The organism is Sulfurospirillum arsenophilum NBRC 109478 (assembly GCF_000813345.1).
GTDB lineage: Bacteria > Campylobacterota > Campylobacteria > Campylobacterales > Sulfurospirillaceae > Sulfurospirillum > Sulfurospirillum arsenophilum.
Genome location: NZ_BBQF01000001.1, coordinates 327,150 through 347,439 on the forward strand (window position 1 = coordinate 327,150; position 20,290 = coordinate 347,439).

General features: G+C 39.1%; 23 protein-coding genes. 19 read left to right on the forward strand and 4 right to left on the reverse strand.

Annotation, left to right across the window (positions count from 1 at the left end; genetic code table 11):
- The first annotated feature begins 117 nt into the window (after positions 1-117).
- Genes aroQ through SAR02S_RS01715 form a run of 15 tightly spaced genes read left to right on the forward strand, consistent with a single transcriptional unit; the run spans position 118 to position 12,803 of the window.
- Positions 118-606, forward strand: a complete 489-nt coding sequence (aroQ, locus tag SAR02S_RS01645) for a type II 3-dehydroquinate dehydratase (RefSeq protein WP_041956306.1) — start codon at positions 118-120, stop codon at positions 604-606.
- A 4-nt stretch (positions 607-610) separates the two neighbouring features.
- Complete coding sequence (locus SAR02S_RS01650) at positions 611-1,639, forward strand: M24 family metallopeptidase (protein WP_041956308.1); 1,029 nt, start codon at positions 611-613, stop codon at positions 1,637-1,639.
- Complete coding sequence (folK, locus tag SAR02S_RS01655) at positions 1,636-2,103, forward strand: 2-amino-4-hydroxy-6-hydroxymethyldihydropteridine diphosphokinase (RefSeq protein ID WP_041956310.1); 468 nt, start codon at positions 1,636-1,638, stop codon at positions 2,101-2,103. The genes SAR02S_RS01650 and folK overlap by 4 nt, the downstream gene beginning before the upstream one ends.
- 2 nt (positions 2,104-2,105) lie before the next feature.
- Positions 2,106-3,389, forward strand: a complete 1,284-nt coding sequence (flhF, locus tag SAR02S_RS01660) for a flagellar biosynthesis GTPase FlhF (RefSeq protein ID WP_041956313.1) — start codon at positions 2,106-2,108, stop codon at positions 3,387-3,389.
- A complete protein-coding gene (locus tag SAR02S_RS01665) occupies positions 3,370-4,242 on the forward strand; it encodes a MinD/ParA family protein (protein WP_041956315.1) in 873 nt (290 codons plus the stop codon). Before flhF ends, SAR02S_RS01665 begins: the two co-directional genes overlap by 20 nt.
- A gap of 22 nt (positions 4,243-4,264) precedes the next feature.
- The gene (locus tag SAR02S_RS01670) at positions 4,265-4,636 is read left to right on the forward strand and encodes a hypothetical protein (protein ID WP_041956318.1); all 372 of its coding nucleotides are present in this window, start codon (positions 4,265-4,267) and stop codon (positions 4,634-4,636) included.
- A complete protein-coding gene (locus tag SAR02S_RS01675) occupies positions 4,605-5,321 on the forward strand; it encodes an RNA polymerase sigma factor FliA (protein ID WP_041956320.1) in 717 nt (238 codons plus the stop codon). Before SAR02S_RS01670 ends, SAR02S_RS01675 begins: the two co-directional genes overlap by 32 nt.
- Positions 5,314-6,375: a flagellar motor switch protein FliM gene (gene fliM / locus SAR02S_RS01680; RefSeq protein ID WP_041956322.1), complete on the forward strand. Its 1,062-nt coding sequence runs from the start codon at positions 5,314-5,316 to the stop codon at positions 6,373-6,375. Before SAR02S_RS01675 ends, fliM begins: the two co-directional genes overlap by 8 nt.
- A 3-nt stretch (positions 6,376-6,378) precedes the next feature.
- Positions 6,379-7,242 (forward strand): flagellar motor switch protein FliY, encoded by an 864-nt coding sequence (fliY, locus tag SAR02S_RS01685; protein WP_041956325.1) that lies wholly within the window; start codon positions 6,379-6,381, stop codon positions 7,240-7,242.
- A 10-nt stretch (positions 7,243-7,252) separates the two neighbouring features.
- Entirely contained in the window at positions 7,253-7,987 is a 735-nt protein-coding gene (locus tag SAR02S_RS01690; RefSeq protein ID WP_041956327.1) for an LOG family protein, read from the forward strand.
- Positions 7,988-7,989: 2 nt separating this feature from the next.
- The gene (locus SAR02S_RS01695; protein WP_041956329.1) at positions 7,990-9,675 is read left to right on the forward strand and encodes a hypothetical protein; all 1,686 of its coding nucleotides are present in this window, start codon (positions 7,990-7,992) and stop codon (positions 9,673-9,675) included.
- A 20-nt stretch (positions 9,676-9,695) separates the two neighbouring features.
- On the forward strand, positions 9,696-10,625 hold the full coding sequence (locus SAR02S_RS01700) for a glycosyltransferase family 2 protein (RefSeq protein WP_041956332.1): 930 nt from the start codon (positions 9,696-9,698) through the stop codon (positions 10,623-10,625).
- Positions 10,622-11,311, forward strand: a complete 690-nt coding sequence (locus tag SAR02S_RS01705) for a WbqC family protein (RefSeq protein ID WP_041956335.1) — start codon at positions 10,622-10,624, stop codon at positions 11,309-11,311. The genes SAR02S_RS01700 and SAR02S_RS01705 overlap by 4 nt, the downstream gene beginning before the upstream one ends.
- Positions 11,308-12,441, forward strand: a complete 1,134-nt coding sequence (gene rffA / locus SAR02S_RS01710; RefSeq protein ID WP_041956337.1) for a dTDP-4-amino-4,6-dideoxygalactose transaminase — start codon at positions 11,308-11,310, stop codon at positions 12,439-12,441. The genes SAR02S_RS01705 and rffA overlap by 4 nt, the downstream gene beginning before the upstream one ends.
- Positions 12,441-12,803: an EamA family transporter gene (locus SAR02S_RS01715; RefSeq protein ID WP_041956339.1), complete on the forward strand. Its 363-nt coding sequence runs from the start codon at positions 12,441-12,443 to the stop codon at positions 12,801-12,803. Before rffA ends, SAR02S_RS01715 begins: the two co-directional genes overlap by 1 nt.
- Before the next feature lie 37 nt (positions 12,804-12,840).
- Here the strand turns inward: SAR02S_RS01715 and SAR02S_RS01720 are convergent, their stop codons facing one another.
- Positions 12,841-13,155 (reverse strand): EF-hand domain-containing protein, encoded by a 315-nt coding sequence (locus SAR02S_RS01720; protein ID WP_041956342.1) that lies wholly within the window; start codon positions 13,153-13,155, stop codon positions 12,841-12,843.
- Complete coding sequence (locus SAR02S_RS01725) at positions 13,152-13,979, reverse strand: DUF4405 domain-containing protein (RefSeq protein ID WP_041956344.1); 828 nt, start codon at positions 13,977-13,979, stop codon at positions 13,152-13,154. The genes SAR02S_RS01720 and SAR02S_RS01725 overlap by 4 nt, the downstream gene beginning before the upstream one ends.
- 136 nt (positions 13,980-14,115) lie before the next feature.
- Here SAR02S_RS01725 and SAR02S_RS01730 point away from each other — a divergent pair, with 136 nt between their 5' ends.
- From SAR02S_RS01730 to SAR02S_RS01740, 3 genes are read left to right on the forward strand one after another with little or no spacing between them, the layout of a single operon-like run.
- Positions 14,116-15,045 carry a ribose-phosphate pyrophosphokinase gene (locus SAR02S_RS01730; RefSeq protein WP_041956347.1) on the forward strand — a complete coding sequence of 310 codons (930 nt, stop codon included), beginning with the start codon at positions 14,116-14,118 and terminating at the stop codon, positions 15,043-15,045.
- Positions 15,045-16,838, forward strand: a complete 1,794-nt coding sequence (lepA, locus tag SAR02S_RS01735; RefSeq protein WP_041956348.1) for a translation elongation factor 4 — start codon at positions 15,045-15,047, stop codon at positions 16,836-16,838. The genes SAR02S_RS01730 and lepA overlap by 1 nt, the downstream gene beginning before the upstream one ends.
- Before the next feature lie 2 nt (positions 16,839-16,840).
- Entirely contained in the window at positions 16,841-17,413 is a 573-nt protein-coding gene (locus SAR02S_RS01740) for a ComF family protein (protein WP_041956350.1), read from the forward strand.
- 31 nt (positions 17,414-17,444) lie between these two features.
- Here the strand turns inward: SAR02S_RS01740 and SAR02S_RS01745 are convergent, their stop codons facing one another.
- Positions 17,445-18,758, reverse strand: a complete 1,314-nt coding sequence (locus tag SAR02S_RS01745) for an MFS transporter (RefSeq protein WP_041956352.1) — start codon at positions 18,756-18,758, stop codon at positions 17,445-17,447.
- Positions 18,759-18,870: 112 nt separating this feature from the next.
- The gene (locus SAR02S_RS01750; RefSeq protein ID WP_041956354.1) at positions 18,871-19,389 is read right to left on the reverse strand and encodes a hypothetical protein; all 519 of its coding nucleotides are present in this window, start codon (positions 19,387-19,389) and stop codon (positions 18,871-18,873) included.
- An 85-nt stretch (positions 19,390-19,474) separates the two neighbouring features.
- Here SAR02S_RS01750 and SAR02S_RS01755 point away from each other — a divergent pair, with 85 nt between their 5' ends.
- On the forward strand, positions 19,475-20,233 hold the full coding sequence (locus SAR02S_RS01755) for a transposase (protein ID WP_041956355.1): 759 nt from the start codon (positions 19,475-19,477) through the stop codon (positions 20,231-20,233).
- The last annotated feature ends 57 nt before the right edge of the window (positions 20,234-20,290 follow it).

The window sequence follows — 20,290 nt, forward strand, 5'->3', positions numbered from 1 at the left end:
TCCTAAAGCTGATAGATCAACCTTCACTAACATTTGAACAAGGGTAAATGTTGGCGTAATTGTATCCTAAACTAAGCATTGATATAATAAGACTAAATTTTAAACAAAAGGTAACCAATGAAAGTTGTCGTGATCCAAGGTCCAAATTTAAATATGCTCGGTCACCGTGAGCAAAGCATTTATGGCGGTATGAAACTTGAAGAGATTCACTCTCAAATGGAAGCAGTTGCTAAGCAAAATGGTTTTGAAATTGAATTTTTTCAATCAAATCTAGAGGGTGAGATCGTTGATCGTATTCAAGAGTGTCTTGGCGACGCTGATGGTATCATCATCAATCCAGCAGCCTATACGCACACATCTATCGCTATTCGCGATGCGATTAGTGCGGTTTCTTTACCAGCAATCGAAGTACATATTAGCAATATCTACAGACGTGAAGAGTTCCGTCAAAAAAGCATGACAGCTGCGGTTTGCACGGGTCAGATCAGTGGTTTTGGACCGTTTGGCTACCATCTTGCGATGATCTCAATGATGCAAATGTTAGGTGAGCTTGACGCTCTTCGTAAAGCACAAGCTGCACAGCAACAAGCAGTAGCACAAGCCTAATAACGTGAATTATATTCTCCAAGATGAAAATGCACAGTACCATGAGTGCGGCTTTTCATGCGATCATGCGGTTTTCTTGAGACTTGGAAGTGAAGCATTTTTTATTACCGATGCACGTTATACGACTGAGGCAAGCGAGATTATCAAAAATGCGACTGTTTTAGAGGGCGATAGACGCGACCTCCTTAAAACAGCGCGTCTTTTGATCCGTAAAAGTGGCATCAAGTCACTGATGTACAATCCCGCAGAATGGAATGTTGAAGCGTATGCAAGCCTGAGTGACAAGCTCAGTCTCAACTTTCAAAAAAAGCCTAATTTCTCACAGCAAAAACGCATCATCAAAACTGAAGCAGAGCTTGAAATACTCAAAAAGGCTGCCATTTTTGGACGTGATGCGTTTCATCGTTTTGGAGAATTTTTAAAACACGATGGTTTGGGTATGGATGAGATGATGGCACATTTTGAAGCCGAGTCTATTTTTAAATACCGTGGTGCGTTGGAGCTGAGTTTCTCACCCATTGTAGCCTTAGGTGAAAATGCTGCAAAGCCGCATGCCCTTCCAACAAAAAAGAGTCTTCAAAAAAGTGAACTGGTTCTTTTGGATGCGGGTGTAAAGTACCAAAGGTATTGTTCGGATCGAACACGAACAAGCTTTTTTGATGAGCAGTTTAATTTTGAAAAAGAACAGCACTTTAAAGAGGCTCTTAAACAGAAAGTTTATGATACAGTGTTGTTCGCTCAAGAGGCCGCTTTAAAAGCAGTCAAAATAGGTGTAAAAGCCAAAGAAATCGACAAAGCCGCGCGAGATGTCATCGACAAAGCAGGTTTTGGAAGTTATTTTATCCATTCTACAGGTCATGGTGTTGGATTAGACATCCACGAATTACCCGTAATCAGCTCACGTTCAGAAACCATCATTGAAGAAAATATGGTCTTTACCATCGAGCCTGGCATTTATTTACCAGAGCAGTTTGGCATACGCATTGAAGACACAATCATCGTGCGAAAAAGCGGTGCTGAGGTTATGGGTTGAAGTTAGAACGTATTCGTTTTTTCCCTACATGTAAAAAAGCTAAAAAGCATTTTGCGCATAGAGTTGTTGTAGGACTTGGTGGCAATGAAGGGGATGTGAAAAAACGTTTTGTGAAGCTTTACCGTACATTTTTAGACGACCCACGTTTTTTTATTCAAGAGAGTTCGGCAGTTTTGAAAAACCCACCGTTTGGTTATCTGGATCAGCCTGATTTTTACAATGCGGTTATCGTGTTACAGACATCTTTACATGCAAAAGCATTGCTAAAAGTACTTTTACATGTAGAGCATCTTTTTGGACGCGTGAGACTCTTTAAAAATGGACCAAGAACGCTAGATTTGGATATAATATTTTTTGATAATCAAAAGATTCAACAACCTAACTTAATCGTTCCACATCCCAGATGGCAGGAGCGAGCATCGGTTATCGTTCCACTCTTTACGCTAAAAAGTTTTAAAGGATAGAGGTGAAATTTCATACGTTTAGTGGTGAAACACCAGCAGAAGCACTCAAGCAAGCACAACATGAGTGTGGTGAAAATGCTTTAGTCATAAGCACCAAACAAATTCGTAAAAAAACCATTAGTACTTCAGCGCTTTATGAAGTCGTGGTGGCAATCGAAGAAGATCAGCCTATGCCGCCAACTCCTCAAAAACCAGAACCAAGGTCTGAGCACAAATACAAAAGTGGTGAAGATGTTCTCTTTAGCCTTTCTGAAGCAGCAAAACAGATATCACAAATTGCACAAGCAACAGGCGATATTGGAAGTTCAAACGCTTCTAGGCAAGCGGAGCGGGCACAAAATAATGAAGGTATAGGCGAGATTAAATGCGAGATAACAAAACTTGCCGATAAAATTAAACTCATCCAAGAGATGTTTTGGGAAGAGCGAGCCCCACACCGCAATAATTTAGCGATTCCTTCAGAATTTTCAGAAATTTACAAATTGGCAAAAACCAGCGGTATGGGTGAAGATCATTTAGAAAATATCATGAACCTCACTCTGGAACATATGCCTGTGCGCATGAAAAATAGCAGCGAGACGATCAAACGCTATTTTCAAGTCTTACTTCGAAAACTCATTCCCGTGCGTATGGAAGCGGAATTGCCAAAAAGCAATAAACGCATTATGATGTTTGTAGGACCAACGGGTGTGGGTAAAACAACGACGATTGCCAAACTGGCAGCACGTTACTCTTACATTCAAGCAAAGCGAGCCAAAGTAGGCATTATTACACTGGATACCTACAGAATTGGTGCTGTGGAGCAACTCTTTCAGTATGCGAAAATGATGCGTTTACCGATAGAGGATGTTGTAGACCCTAATGACTTCAACAGCGCGCTTTCATCACTGAGCCATTGCGATGTTATTCTCATCGATACCGTAGGAAGTTCACAGTACGATAAAGATAAACTGATCAAACTCAATAAATTTATTCAAAGTTCACAACTGCAAATTGATGTCAATTTGGTTCTCTCCGCGGGCAGTAAACTGGAAGACCTTAAAGAGATCTATAAAAACTTCTCATTTCTTGATATTGACACGTTGATTTTTACAAAATTTGATGAAACCAAAGTTTTTGGAACGATATTTTCTTTGATTTACGATACAGATAAACCAGTAAGTTACTTTTCGATCGGTCAAGAGGTGCCTGATGACATTGTCCCAGCGTCCAGTGACTTTTTGGTTGAATGTATTTTAGATGGCTTTGAGAAAAAAAGAGGTGAGCATGGAAACGCAGGCGAATAAACTTCAAGAACTAGTCGGCGCAGCTTCTGCTAAAGAGCATAGCAATACCAAATATATCGCTATTACCAGTGGTAAGGGCGGTGTAGGTAAAAGTACTGTCAGTGCCAATATGGCGAATGTACTCTCCAACAATGGCTACAAAGTTGGTCTCTTTGATGCCGATATCGGATTAGCAAATCTTGATGTCATTCTCAATGTTCGTATTGATAAAAATATTTTACATGTACTCAAAGGTGAGTGTACGTTAGCCGATGTTATTGTTCCTATCAAAAAAAATCTTTTGCTGATTCCTGGGGAAAGTGGCGATGAGATTTTAAAATACTCAGAACAATTTTTGTTTGAACGCTTTTTGGAAGAGACAAAAGTGCTTAATGATCTTGACTTTATGATCATTGATACAGGAGCTGGAATAGGCGGTCATATACAGCTTTTTTTAGAAGCAGCTGATGAGGTTATTGTGGTCACTGTGCCTGATCCTGCAGCAATTACCGATGCGTATGCTACGATTAAGATCACCAGCAAAACGCAGTCTAACATTCATCTTATTTTAAATATGACCAAAAGCGAAAAAGAGGCACAACTCATTTTCGATAAAATCAATAAAGTAGCCATGGCAAATATTGGCAATGGTTTAAAACTGAACTTAATTGGTAAATTGCCTGAGGATAAACTCATCTCTAAGAGTATTAAACAACGCACGCTCTTTACCAATGATGCTCCCAATTCACTTGCATCACTGGATATGAAACGTATCGTCAACAATTTAGTTTATAAATTGGAACGAAAAGTGCTTAAAACGGATACGAATAAGAGCTTTGGAAGCTTTTTTAAGCGTATTATTGAGCAATTTTAGATACATTTTGTAAAGGCATTATATGGTCAAATCAGAAAATTTCATCTATTTTTTCACGATATGTGGATTTTTTATAGGGTTGATGTTTTCGATACTGAATTTTTCAGAGCCAGAAGAGATACTTTTTTACACGTTAGAGATAACGCTGGTTTTCTATCTCATTATCCATGTGGCTGTGATGAACTTCTTTGATTTTGACCGTATGGCGACATTTATTTTCGATAAAAAAGATCACGAAAATATTGGTGATTATTTTATTCAAGAGCTTGAAAGCAGAGAAAAAGTGATGGATAGTCTTTTAGCAAGCATTGATAATATGAACCAGCACTATGACAAGATCATGAAAGGCTCAACGGAGAGTAATGAATCCTACACTAAAAAAGCAGCAGCCTAATCCTTACAGCCAAAATCTCAAAAAAGAGCAAGACGAACTTGTTCTGCAATATCTTCCCGCAGTACGCGCTATGGCGTATCGTCTGCGTGAAAGGCTTCCCGCTTCAGTCGATGTCAATGATTTGATTTCCATTGGTACTGAAGAGATGATTAAATTATCCAGACGTTATGATAAAGACCAAAACGACTCTTTCTGGGGTTATGGTAAAAAGCGCGTTTATGGCTCTATGCTTGATTTTTTACGCTCCTTAGATACGATGAGTAGAGCAAATCGTCGTTTGATTAAAATGGTTGACCATGAAATTACCGCCTATTTAGGTGAGCATGGCAATGAACCTGATGATGCGTACTTGGCAAAAATTTTAAATGAAGATATTGAAAAAATAGCAGAAGCTAGAAATAGTTCTATGATCGTCTCAGTGATGTCTTTGAATGAGCAAGTTACCATTCTTTCAGGAGAAGATACGGCACAAAAAGTGGAAAAAGATGAGTTACTGGAAATCGTTCAGAGCATTCTTTCAACCTTTGGTGAACGTGAGCAGATGATTATTCAACTTTATTATTTTGAAGAGCTTAATCTTAAAGAGATCAGTGAGATTTTAGAGATCAGTGAGTCGAGAATTTCTCAAATTCATAAAAAGCTTTTAGCGAAGATCAAAGAACAGTTGGGAATCAACAATGGCTGATATATTAAGTCAAGAAGAGATTGATGCGCTCTTAGAGGTTGTAGAAGAAGAGGGCGATACGCTCTCCTCAGAAGTGGAAGCGACAGATACCAGACAAGTCATTCTGTATGACTTTAAACGACCCAATCGTGTCTCTAAAGAGCAGTTACGTGCGGTAAAAGGTATTCACGATAAAATGGCGAGAAATCTTGCTTCTCAGATTTCTTCGATCATGCGTAGTATTGTTGAAATTCAGCTCCACTCTGTCGATCAGATGACCTATGGTGAGTTTTTGATGTCATTGCCTAGTCCAACCAGCTTTAACGTGTTCTCGATAAAGCCGTTAGATGGTAACTGTATTATCGAAATCAATCCTTCCATCGCTTTTCCGATGATAGATCGACTGCTTGGAGGACTAGGTGAGTCGTACGAAGCGACACGCGAGCTAACCGATATTGAGTTAAATTTACTTGATGCTATTTTACGTATTATCATGCAACGTCTTAAAGAGGGATGGTCTCCAATTACGGATATGTACCCAACGGTGGAGACCAAAGAGTCCAGTCCTAACGTTGTACAAATTGTTTCACAAAATGAGATTGTCATTATGGTGGTTATGGAGATTATCATTGGAAATTCCAGTGGTATGATTAACCTTTGTTACCCTGTTATCTACCTTGAGCCTATTCTTTCACGACTTGCAAACCGTGATATTATGCTTGGCGAAACCAGTGCGAAAAAGAGCCGTAATAAAGAGCTTAACACATTGATTTCTCGTGCTGAAGTGTTTAATGAGGCGATTATTGGGCAAGCGGAACTTAGTGTTGGGGAGCTTTTGGAGCTTAAAAAAGGAGACATCATTAGACTGGATCGTCCAGCGGATGATAAAGCCATTGTGATGATTGATAAAAAAGAGCTTTTTTTAGCAGAAATTGGCTTGCATCGATTCCGCAAATCGATTAAAATAGAGAGTTTAGTCCGAACCGATAAAGATGAAGTTAAAAGTGCGCTCGAAGAGCTAGAACAGATCCGAAAATCTAAAATTTCATCGTTTGATACAACGCAACAGGGGTAAGGTGTGAATACATTTGTACAATTACTACAACAAGAAGTAGTCTCGACGATAGAAGGATTGACTGGTATTGCACCTACGGTTGAACTGAATTCTGAAGAGAATGGCGAGAGCAAGCTTAAACTCAGTCCTCCTTTAGCAAAACTAGATGTCATCGTTGGTGGTGAGCTACATGGCAAAATGCGTGTGACGATGGCAACATCGATTGCAACTGCCATTGGCGATATGATGCTTGGTGGTGAAGGCAATGAAAAAGAGGAGATGGACGCAGAAGATCTTGACGCGACCAAAGAGATTATTTCTAATATCCTTAGCTCTTTCTCTCGCTCACTTGGTAGTCAGAAGAATATGCCAAAGCTGGAATTTGATATTGACAATGTTGAATATATCGATGCAAACAGTACAATCGATTTTAAAGGGTTTGAGAAGCTTTTTATCTATAACTTAGCGGTTCATAACTCGCACGATACCATTGCATTTGCTATTACGCATGAACTTATTCCTCTTATTGGTGGAGATGGACCTTCTCCCGTTGAAGCGGTAACATCAACCGAAGAGTTTATTTTTGAAGAGCCAAAGAAAGTTATGCCAAGTTTGAGTCCTGAAGAGCTTAGCAATATAGAACTCATTAAAGATGTCAGACTTCCGATTCGTGTACGAATTGGCTCAAAAAAGATGCTTTTAAAAGATGTTTTAAGTATGGATATCGGCTCGGTTATTGAGCTTGATCAGTTGGCAAATGATCCTTTAGAAATTTTAGTCGGTGATAAAGTAATTGCAATGGGTGAAGTCGTCATCGTTGATGGTAACTTTGGTGTTCAAATAGGAGAGATCGGTACCAAACGTGAACGACTCGAAAAATTGAGATAGTAGAGACTGAATGGAACAGAGAAAACATATCAAAGATACTGAACGCACCAATGAATGGAGCGTTCTTCGCATTATGTCCGATTTTGTTAAAGGATTTGACGAGCTTCAAGATTTAGGACCTTCGGTTACTTTTTTCGGAAGTGCGAGGTTTAATGCTAATAACCGCTATTATAAAGATGCACATACTTTGGCATACCAGTTAGGGAAAAAAGGCTATTCCATTGTTACAGGCGGTTCCAAAGGGATTATGGAAGCTGCTAATAAAGGTGGCTTTGATTCTAAAAACTGCCAATCAATAGGGCTAAATATCAATTTACCGCATGAACAATCTGGCAATCTATATACGACGAAACATCTTAATTTTGATTACTTTTTTGTTCGTAAAGTGATGCTTATTAAGTACTCTTTAGCGTATGTTATTTTTCCTGGTGGCTTTGGTACGCTGGATGAACTTTTTGAAGCTTTGACGCTAACGCAAACAGGTAAAATTACCAAAATCAGTATTTTTTTATATGGCAAAGAGTATTGGGAAAAACTGTATGATTTTATTGCAACAACACTGGTTGAACATCATACAATTCGCCCAGAAGATGTTGAATTGATTATTTTAACAGATGATTTGGAAGAAATTGCCACAAAAATTGACGAGCGTTTGGTACTTTACACGAATGAACTTAAAAACGAGGGTTTAGAGAATAGTCGTTATTACCAAAAAGCTGTAGAATTTTTATCCAATCAAGAGTAAGAATGATCAAAAAAATCTATTTAAAATACCAATTTAAAAAACATCTCCCCCTCTTAGGCGCACTTCTTCTTTTAAGTACTGTGCTTTACGAGGTTAGTTTTTATATTTTTAAAACGTATCGCGCTTTTTTTAATTCAGATGCTGCTATTGCCAATATATTAGCTGAAGAAATGGTACTCTCCGGTAGCTTTTTCCCAAGTCATTGGTGGTATGTCAATAATGATTTATGGATTTTTTACAAGCAACTTCTAGTGATTCCTTGGGTTTTTGCTGGTAAAAATGGCTATTTTGCACATGCTTTTACAGTCTTTGAAGTCAGTATTTTTATGATTGTATTTATTTATCTTTTTTTACGTTCCTTAATGCTCTCTCGCGCTTCAGCCATTATGGGAGGTGTCGTTGTGTGTATTGGCTATTCGCCAATGTATTTACGAGAATTATTTGGAGAAGCCGCCTATACGTGGTATTTTCTTTTCATGATTGCATTTATGTTTATTTTTCGAAAACTCAGTCCTCATGTCATTAGCAAAAGTACACAAATTAAAGCATTTATCTTTTTTATGATGTTACTCTATTTGCTTGTCCTTGCAAATCCTGTACGTTTTTTTGTCTATTATGTGGCTCCCTTTTTTGGAGCATTAGCCATTTCTATCTATTTTGCAAGAGACAGTCTCAAAACATTTCAACATGCAGTGTATCGCCTTTTATCGATCAAAAAAATGGTTATTTTTGCTTTTGCATTTTTGGTTATGGGACTTGCTGCTATGGCACACTTCAACCTCTTGGAGAGTTTGCATTTAGCAGGAGGTGCAAATAATGCGAATCTTGTTTCGCTTGAAATACTCCCAACCCATGCGGCACATGCGCTTTTAGGACTCCTTAATTTTATAGGTGCAGAATGGAATGAGGGGGTAAGGGCATCTTCTATTGAAGGGGCAGTTTCACTTTTAAAATTCGCACTTTATCCACTTGTTTTGATTATTCCAGCGTTACATGTAAAAAAATCTTTTTATCAAATGAGCTCTAGTGAGCGGTTTTTTGTCCTTTTTTCTTACGTAGGTTTTGCAATTATTTATATACTCTATTCCACTACAGGCTTGCATGAACATGCATGGGCTGCACGTATGAATATTCGTTATATCTCACCTTTTATTATGATGATCTTGGTGTGTAATGTCATTATGTGGCGTTTTTTTACACCACTAGCAAAAGTTATTTTAGCACTTTGTTTAACGATGGCAATGGGATTATCATGGAATTACGTCTCTCCTAAAGAGTGGCGTGGTATCGTGGATGAGCGCATTGCTTTGGTGGAAGAACTTAAAAGCAGAGGGCTTCATTTTGGCTTTGCGGAGTATTGGGATTCTCACATTTACACCGTTTTTAGTGATGGAGAAGTCGATATTCGTCCTATTGAGATTGATGAAAAAGGGGTTAGTCTTATTAAATGGCTATCCAGTGATAGATGGTATCAGAAAGATTCAACGGATGGAAGAGTTTTTTTTCTAGTAGAGCATGAAGATATTCCTGACCTTGAAGTAGGCATTAAAAACCTTAATATGCCTGATCCAATCGAACAATTTGAATTTGGTAAATACACCATTGTCGTTTTCGAAAAAAATCCACTTTACGTAAAAAAAAGTAAAGCTGAAGCTAGGAAGAAAAAGCGTATAATGACGGCTCCATAATTTACATGTAAAGGCGTAGCTTGGAGTCTGTCAAGATTAGTGTTGTTTCCCCCATATATGGCTGTAAAGAGTGTCTGTTTGAACTGTACGATCGTTTAGTCGCAACACTCAGTCAAATTACTGAAAACTTTGAAATTATTTTAGTGAATGATGCCTGTCCCCAAGCTTCGTGGGAACGCATTGTGATGTTGTGTGCTAGAGATTCACGGGTTAAAGGTATTAACCTCTCCCGCAATTTTGGGCAACATTATGCCATTACCGCAGGACTCGATCATGCCAAAGGTGACTGGGTTGTTGTCATGGATTGCGATCTGCAAGATAAACCCGAAGAAATCATTAAACTTTACAATAAAGCGCTTGATGGTTACGACATCGTGTTTGGTAAACGTGTTGATAGACAAGATAGCTTCTTGAAACGCTTAGGTTCACGTGCCTTTAACAGAGTCTTAGAGTACTTTACTGACACAAAGCATGACACGAGCATTGCCAATTTTGGCATCTATGCTCAAAAAGTCGTGGAAACGATTAATCGTTACCGTGAGCATACCCGTGATTTTTTACTGTTCGCCCAAATGGTAGGGTTTAAAAAGGCTGAGATTGAGATTGCGCATGCTGCACGTGCGTATGGACAATCTTCCTACAATCTTTCCAAACTTATCCGTCTCGCCATTGATTCGATTGTTTCACATTCGAATAAACCTTTAAGACTCTCTATTCAATTAGGTTTTTTCATCGCCCTAGCCAGTCTTATCTATGCCTGTTGGCTCGTGATTCGTTACTTTTTCTATCATACCCCAGCTGAAGGTTGGACGAGTTTGATGGTATCCATGTTCTTTATGTTTGGGCTTTTATTTGCGATTATCGGCATTACAGGGCTTTACATTGGCAAGATTTTTGATGAAGTCAAACGACGCCCACTTTATATCATTCAAGAGACAATTAACCTATGAAAAAAATAGCAATTTTACAGTCAAACTATATCCCGTGGAAGGGGTATTTTGACATTATTGGCAGTGTGGACGAATTTGTTCTTTATGATGATATGCAGTACACCAAAAATGATTGGCGTAACCGCAATAAAATCAAAACCCAAAATGGACTTCAGTGGCTGAGTATTCCCGTGCGCCAGGAGAGTTTGCACCAAAAGATCAATGAAACAAAAATTATTGATCCAAAATGGAATGTCAATCATTGGCGAAGTATTGCGCAAAGTTATGCAAAAGCACCTCATTTTAAAGCGTATAAAGAGCAATTTGAAGCGCTGTATATGGGTGCAACGATGGAAACAATCAGCGAGATCAATCGTCATTTTATTGATGTCATCTGCGCGATGTTAGAGATTAAAACGGTGATTAGAGACTCACGTGAATTTGTTTTAGCCGATGGTAAAAGTGAGAGACTTTTGGCATTGTGCCAAGATTTGGGAGCTACGACTTACTTAAGCGGTCCAGCGGCTCGTGACTATCTTGACGAGTCTATTTTCAAAGAAGCAGGAATAGCGGTTGAGTGGATGGATTACAGTGGGTATCAAGAATATCACCAACTTTTCCCTCCGTTTGAACATGGTGTCAGTGTGATCGATCTGATCTTAAATGAAGGCGAAAATGCCAAAAACTTTTTAAAGAGTAGTAAATGATACATTTTAATAAACCTCCCAAAACTGGAAACGAAGAAAAATACGTTTTAGAGACGATGAATAGTCTGAAAATGTCAGGCGACGGTGCTTTTGGAAAGCGTTGTCAAAAATGGTTTGAAGAACGCTATCACTGTCCTAAAACGCTTCTGACGCCGTCATGTACGCATGCGCTTGAGATGGCGGCATTGCTTTTGGACATCAAAGAGGGCGATGAAGTCATTATGCCTAGCTACACGTTTGTCAGCACAGCGGATGCATTTGCATTGCGTGGAGCGAAGATTATTTTTGTGGACATCAGACCTGAGACAATGAATATTGATGAGCGGTTGATTGAAGCAGTTATTACGCCAAAAACCAAAGTGATTGTTCCTGTGCATTATGCTGGTGTTGGATGCAATATGGATGTCATCATGGACATCGCAAACCGTCATAATCTGTTTGTGGTTGAAGATGCTGCTCAAGGTTTTGAGTCAACTTACAAAGGTAAGCCTCTTGGAACGATTGGGCATTTGGGAGCATTTAGTTTCCATGAAACTAAAAATGTGACCAGTGGTGGAGAAGGTGGACTGTTACTCATTAATGATGAACGATTTTCACAAAGAGCAGAGATTATTCGTGAAAAAGGAACCAATCGTAGCCAGTTTTTTAGAGGTATGGTTGATAAATACAGTTGGGTGGACATCGGTAGTAGTTATCTTCCTTGTGAATTCCAATCCGCATACCTTTGGGGCCAACTTGAGATGGTTGATACCATCCAAACAGATCGTTTAAACAGCTGGAAAGCATACTATAAAAGACTTGAGCCACTCGCGAAAAAAGGGTTAATTGAGCTTCCTTTTATTCCTGAGGGATGCGTTCACAATGCACATATGTTTTATTTAAAAGTGAAAGATTTAGAAGAGCGAACAGCACTTTTGGAAAAATTCAAAGAGCTGAATATTGGTGCAGTTTTCCATTATATTCCATTGCACAGCGCACCAGCAGGATTGAAATTTGGACACTTCTTTGGCGAAGATATTTATACGACCAAAGAGAGTGAACGATTGGTTCGCTTACCTCTTTATTATGGTTTAACGACGGAAGAGATTGATGTCGTATGTGAAGTTCTCATGAAATGGAGTGTTCGTTAATGGCACATTTATATATCTTTGGAACAATTTTTTTTACAGTGTATGGACAACTTGTTATTAAGTGGCGTATTCCTTTTCATGGGCATTTACCAGAACAAGGTGCTGAGAAACTCCTCTTTTTATTCAAACTTTTTTTAGACCCTTTTATCCTCAGTGGTTTTGTCTCTGCTTTTGTCGCCTCTTTATGTTGGATGGCAGCGATGACGAAATTTGAACTGAGCTATGCCTATCCGTTTATGGGACTTACGTTTGTTGTTGTGTTTGTCTCATCGGTCTTTTTATTCAGTGAAAGTGTCACACTTTATAAGGTTTTAGGACTCGCATTGATTGTTTTAGGTATCTTCATCTCTAGTCGTGTGTAGAAAGAGGCAATAAATCGCCTCTTTCTATCAGCAACAATTATTTATTAGGGCCTCGATTTTGCCTATTCTCTTGCATACGATCCAACTGACCTTTTTGGAACTCTTCTTTTGTGATTTTACCGTCTTTATTGGTATCAAAATAGGTAAAATCAGGTGAATTAGACGCATTTCTCATAGGCATTCCTGCTTCTGCTTTTGCGTTCATACGCTCAGCCTTCACAGCATCAAACTCCTCTTGCGTGATAACGCCATCTTTGTTTTTATCGTATGCCTCAAATCCCATAGGTCCACGTGAAGTGTCCGCCGCATTTAAAAGTCCCAACAGTGCTAATAGCACAACCAGTGTTTTCATTTCAACTCCTTTATGGTAGATGTTTTGAGTAATTCCAAGAGCTCAATGGGCTTTACATGTAAAGCATCAGCAACTTCTTTGAGTGTTGAATTTTCCGTCGCAGAAAAGCCTTTTTCATGGATCACATGTAAAGCTTTTTCAAGCTCAAACGCTTGTTGAACACTTGCCTCTTTGAGTGTTAATTTACCGTATCCGCCACCTTCTTTTAAGGTATTGTTTTGTGATTTTGCGTTAATGATGTCAAAAATTTGAGCGGGAGATTTACCATTTTCTTTAGCAATTTCTGCAATGGTTTTTGAAAGGGTTATACCTTGAAGTTTATGTGCATTGAGTCCTAAAATAATCGTAGAGACATTACTATTGGTACGTTCTGCAAACTCCTCCAGTGTTGAAAGCTCGGCATGTCCATAGGGAGCTTTATCGACTTTTTTATCCCATGATACTTTTAGCTCATATTGAAAGTCTAAAAACTGCTCAAAAGGTGTCCAATAATAAAGTGTTCCAAGGAGAAAAAGAAGGTTAATTCCCAATGCCAAGATAAATTCTTTTGTAAAAAATGAAAATTTTCTAGCTTTGTTTGTAAGGTAATTTAAAAGCGCGCGCCAGTTAAGATAAATATGAAAAATCATGCCCATAATAAAGAGGACCATAAAGGTTACATGTAAATTGGTATAGTGTGTTTTATTAAGTCCCAGAAGTTCCCAATTAGTCCAGTTAGCAACTCTTCCTTTTGGGGCTAGAAAAAGAATAATACCAGTATAACTCATGACAAGAAATGATAAAAAAATCATTAAAGAGATAAAACGTCTGAATGAATATAACATATTAATTCCTTAATATAATTATAATGCAAATAAATTTTACTGATATTATGGCACTTTAATGTTAAAAGAGTGTTAACGCTATCTTAAGTCCCCTTAGGATAAAATAGAAAACTTTTTGATGTAAAGGATATTCAATATGAGAGGCTATAAAGTCTTTGCAGGAACGGCAAATCCAGAGTTTGCAAAACGAGTGGCGAAACATCTTTCTCTCCCTCTTTCGGCAGCTGAGATTAAGACCTTTAGCGATGGTGAGATCAGTGTTCAAATCAGTGAGAGTGTGCGTGGAAAAGATGTCTTTATCATCCAGTCAACCTGTGCACCTGCTAATGTTAACTTGATGGAGTTGTTAATTTTAACAGATGCTCTAAGACGCAGTTCAGCGAATAGCATCACAGCTATTATGCCTTATTTTGGTTATGCACGACAAGATAGAAAAGCGGCACCTAGGGTTCCGATTACGGCAAAACTTGTTGCCAATATGATCCAAACCGCAGGTATCGACCGCGTTGTAACGATCGACCTTCATGCAGGACAAATCCAAGGTTTCTTTGACATCCCTGTTGATAACCTTTATGGTTCTATCATCTTCAACGACTACGTGAAAGCTAAAAATCTTAAAAACCCAATTATCGCAAGTCCCGACATTGGTGGCGTTGCTCGTGCAAGGAGTTTTGCAAAACTTTTGGGTGTTGATATGGTTATCGTCGATAAACGTCGCGAGAAAGCAAACGTCTCTGAAGTAATGAACATCATCGGTGATGTTAATGGTAAAGATGTTATCTTAGTGGATGATATGATCGATACAGCAGGAACCATTGTTAAAGCAGCCGAAGTACTCAAGAAAAAAGGTGCGACGAGTGTTATGGCGTGTTGTACACATGCTGTTCTTAGTGGCCCAGCGTATGAGCGTATCACTAAAGGTGAGCTAGATGAGCTTGTCGTTACGGATACGATTCCTCTTAAAGAGACCAATGAAAAAATCAAAGTTCTTAGTGTTGCTCCTGTTTTTGCGGAAGTCATTCGTCGTGTTTACCACAATGAAAGTGTCAATGGACTCTTTGTTTAATGCAGAAACATATTCGTAACTTCTCAATTATCGCCCATATCGACCACGGTAAAAGTACACTTGCCGATCGCCTTATTCAAGAGTGCGGTGCGGTCAGTGCGCGTGAAATGACAGCGCAGATGATGGATACCATGGACATCGAAAAAGAGCGTGGTATCACCATTAAAGCGCAAAGTGTACGTCTTACATATGTGAAAGATGGACAACCCTACATTCTCAACCTTATTGACACTCCCGGTCACGTTGACTTCTCGTATGAAGTAAGCCGCTCCTTGGCTTCGAGTGATGGTGCACTTTTAGTTGTCGATGCCTCTCAGGGTGTTGAAGCACAAACCATTGCTAATGTATACATTGCATTGGAAAATAACTTAGAGATTATTCCCGTTCTCAACAAAATCGACCTTCCTGCCGCTGATCCTGAGCGTGTGAAAGATGAGATCGAACATACCATCGGGCTTGATTGTTCCGAGGCGCTTAGTGTCAGTGCTAAAAGTGGTATTGGTATTAGAGAACTTCTCGACACACTGGTCGATAAAATTCCAGCCCCTACAGGCGATGAAGACGCTCCAACAAAAGCACTCATTTACGATAGCTGGTTTGACAACTATCTAGGTGCTCTTGCTTTGGTTCGCGTTTACGATGGCTCGATCAAAAAAGGGCAAGAAGTCTATGTTATGGGTACAGGTAAAAAACATGAAGTTTTAAATCTTATGTATCCGCATCCGCTTGTTCTTGAAAAAACACCGATGATTAAAACGGGCGAAGTGGGCATCGTCGTACTTGGTCTTAAAAATGTAGGCGATGTTAAAGTAGGTGATACTATTACGGATTTTCGTAACAAAACGAAAGAGCCGATCGCTGGGTTTAAAGAGGTCAAACAGTTCGTTTTTGCAGGACTCTACCCAATTGAAACTGATAAATTTGAAGAACTCCGTGACGCACTCGATAAACTGAAACTTAATGACTCAAGCATCTCGTATGAGCCAGAAACCTCTGCCGCGCTTGGGTTTGGCTTTAGGGTCGGGTTCTTAGGTTTACTACACATGGAAGTCATTAAAGAGCGTTTGGAGAGAGAGTTTGACCTTGATCTTATCGCTACAGCACCAACGGTAACTTATAAAGTAAAAACGACCAAAGGAACTGTGCTTGATATTCAAAACCCAAGCCAACTTCCTCCTGTCAATGAATTTGAAGAGATTCAAGAACCGTATGTTAAAGCCACTGTTTTAACACCGACTGAATTCTTGGGCAATATTATCATTCTCATGAATAACAAACGTGGTATGCAAAAAAAGATGGACTATCTCAGTCCCGAGCGTGTACTTTTAGAGTATGAGATTCCACTTAATGAAATCGTGATGGACTTTTACGACAAACTCAAATCGGTCAGCAAAGGGTATGCAAGCTTTGATTATGAGCCTATCGGGTATCAAGTCGGTGATTTGGTCAAGCTTGATCTTTTGGTCGCAGGTGAGCCTGTGGATGCACTTTCCATTATTGTTCCACGTGTAAGTGCGCAAAGTAGAGGACGTGATTTTGTTAAAGCGATGAAAGAGATCGTTCCTCGTCAGCTTTTTGAAGTGGCGATCCAAGCGAGCATCGGTACTAAAGTCATTGCACGTGAAACGGTTAAATCGATGGGTAAAAACGTGACTGCGAAATGTTACGGTGGTGATATCACACGAAAACGAAAACTCCTCGATAAACAAAAAGAGGGAAAGAAACGTATGAAATCCATCGGTAAAGTCCAATTACCGCAAGAGGCGTTTCTCACCATTCTCAAAATAGACTAAAAATGCGTTGCCATCTTTGCCTTAGGCTGAGTTGGCAACCGCTTTGCACGAATTGCCTCCAGACGATTTTATCCCCAACGCCTGCTTTTAGGGTGTTAGAAAGCGGGCTTAAAGTTTACTCATTTTACAACTACAATGACATAGCACCGCTGCTTCACACCAAACACACCTACATCGGCGCCAAGATATTCGCACAACTTGGAAAGCATACCTTCTTTGAATTTGTAAAAACGTTTGAATTACCCAAAGGTATTTGTGCCATTCCCATCGACGATCATGTGAGACACGGCTATTCGCACAGCGCTATCTTAACCAAAGCAACCAAACCTTTTTTAATGCCGTTGTATGGGAGTTTAAGAGCACAAAATTATGAGAGTTATTCAGGTAAAAGCAGAGCTTACCGCCAAGCCAATAAACGTGATTTTATCTTTACATGTAAAGATGAAGTGGATGCCATTTTGATTGATGATATTGTCACCACGGGAAGTACTTTAGAAGAGGCATGTGAGACACTCAAAAAACATGGTGTGAATGTACTGTTTGCACTGGTATTAGCGGATGCAAAAGAGAGCTAATCGCTCTCTTTTGCGATTTACATGTAAATTTTTAGATATCTTCCGCCAACTCTTTTTCTTTCCGAATAATATACCAGCCTAGAATTGCACCAAATAAAAAGACCCCCATTACATAAAAACCTGCTGCATATTTACTGAAAAAATTGGCAAGAATTGGGATAAGAAAAGCGGTTAATGCACCTGTGATAGCGTAGGAAATATTAAAGGAAAAAGCAACACCACTGAATCTTACTTTTGCGGGAAAGGCTCGTACCATATAGTAAGGAAATGCTCCAACGATACCAACGCTAAAGCCAACAATAGGGTAGGTGATATAGAGCATTGTCGTGCCTGCTGAGAGCGATAAGAGAAAAGCGATAGTCGCGATGACCACGAAAATACACCCTATCGATATAATTTTACCAATGGAAAATTTATCGGCAAGGTAGCCGTAAAAGACACATCCGAGTGCTAAACCAGCTGTTGCTAGAAGCCTTGATATGGAAACGTCTATTTCTGAAAAGCCAAATTGACCTTGCAAATAGACATGCGATGTGACGATAATAACCATAATACCTGCGGATAAAACCCATGTGAGCAGTATAGCGATAATCGTTTGGGGTAAATGGTTTGATAAAACATTCCAAACGGGTAATTTTTTTGTTATATCCTCTTTTTCTCTTTTTTGCATTTCAAGAAAAATAGGTGTCTCTTTGAGCCAACGCCTGAGATACATCGCTATAAATCCAAAAATACCACCTACGATAAACGGAATTCTCCATGCCCAACTGTTCATCTCCGCTGCATTAAAATTACTTTGCATGATGATCGAGACTAAAGAACCAAGAAGGATTCCAAGGGTAAGCCCTGATGTGAGTGTTCCGCAGGCGAGGCCTACTTTATCTTTGGGAACGTGTTCGGCTACAAATGTCCAAGCCCCAGGAATTTCCCCACCGACTGCGAGTCCTTGACAGACACGAAGGATGAGAAGCAAAATAGGCGCAAAATAGCCCACGGATGCATAGGTTGGCAAACAACCAATGAGAAGTGTGGGCACTGCCATAAGAAGAATGCTCAGAGTAAACATACGTTTCCTGCCAAACAGATCGCCAAAATGCGCCATTACAATGCCACCAAAGGGTCGCGCGAGATAACCTGCGGCAAAGATACCAAATGTTTGAAGTTGACTGAGCCACATGGGCATATCAGCAGGAAAAAATAAAATACCAATCACTTTGGAAAAAAATACAAAAATAATGAAGTCATAAAATTCTAAGGCTCCACCAAAAGCAGAAAGGGAAAGTGTTTTGTAGTCTTGCGTGCTGAGAATTCTTTTGTGTTTATTTGCCGTATGTTGCTGTGCCATTACGTGTCCTTGGTTATGTAAAACGTGAAGTATAACGAAAATTTGTTGGACTCAATCGTCTTTACATGTAAAAAATTGTTCATAAAATAAGCATGGGAAAATTCAAGAAAGTTTATGCGCTCGAACATGAATCCGAATATACAGGAGATGGGTTGCTTTTTTCTACATGTAATTTAATCATAAGTAAAAGCACTTGGTACATGTCTTTATCATTGTATTTGGCAATTGTTTTTAACGTATCTTCACCATTTTTAACATTTACATGGTTTTCCAAAAGCTTTTGTTGAAGAAAAGAGGCGTCACAATTAAACCATAAGCAGAGTTCTTTAAAGGATTGATTTTTGGTGTTGCGAATCAGAAAGTCTATGTTGTCTTCATGGCGGATATGTTTTTTTAAAAGAATAGCGATACATTCTTGAAAGAGTTTTCGAATCGAACATCTTCGTAGCCAAGCATGTACGCCTAAAAGCCCAATAATAACAAGGGCTGCTATTTTGTGTAATAAGAGATTGTATGTCGTGTCATAATGAAGCACAAAAACTATACCTGTGGTATAAAGAACAACAAACATCACAATGATTGCTACAATTATCACGACTTTAAGAACGGTTTCATTAAGGTGAGCGAACACAAAAAATCCTTTAAAAGGGGTCAGGGCTAAACTTTTAACTTTTTAACATTCTGTGTTATAATTTTAGCTAAAAACGAGGGTATTTATGCCACGAAGATTGCGTATTGAAAGCTTAGGATATCATCATGTCTACAACAGAGGTGTTGCCAAAGGCAATGTCTTTGTCGATGAGAAGGATAAGGCGAAGTTTATAGAACTGATGGCAAGCATTGCTAGAGAGCATAAATTTAACATTCATGCGTTTTGTTTGATGGATAACCATTACCACATCTTAGTTCAAAATTCGCGTGAAAATCTCGCCTCTGGCATGCGTCAACTGGGCGCCCAATATGCAAGTTACTTCAATAAACGTCATGACCGCGTGGGGCATCTGTGGCAAGATCGTTTCAAGTCATGGTATGTTTTAGATGAAAAACACCTCTTCACACTTTTTAAATACATCGAATCCAATCCAGTAAAAGCTAAAATGACGAATGCCATCGGCGAGTACATGTACTGCGCAACGTATAGCATGCTTAAAGATGCCGTGCCACCTTTTTTGCAAAATTCATTTGTTTTGAGAGAGTACAATACCAAAGAGTTGTTCGAGTTTTTAAGCATTCCTCTAAGTAGCTCTGAGCGTTTAAACATAGACGCATTTCATAAAACAAAGTATAAGCAAGAAGAGGGGCAAACCGTGCCTCTGCACAAAGAAACATTAGCTACTTATTTTTTACATGTAAAGAATAAAGAGCAAAGAAATGAAGCGATAAAAAAAGCCTATGAAGATGGGTATAGTAAAAGTGACGTTGCCAGAGAAGTTTCTCTAAGCGTTGCAGGTGTGAGTAAAATTCTAAAAAGTTAAAAGTTTAGCCCTGACCCCTATTGAAACCAAAGGAAAAGTAAAGTACAATGAAACAAT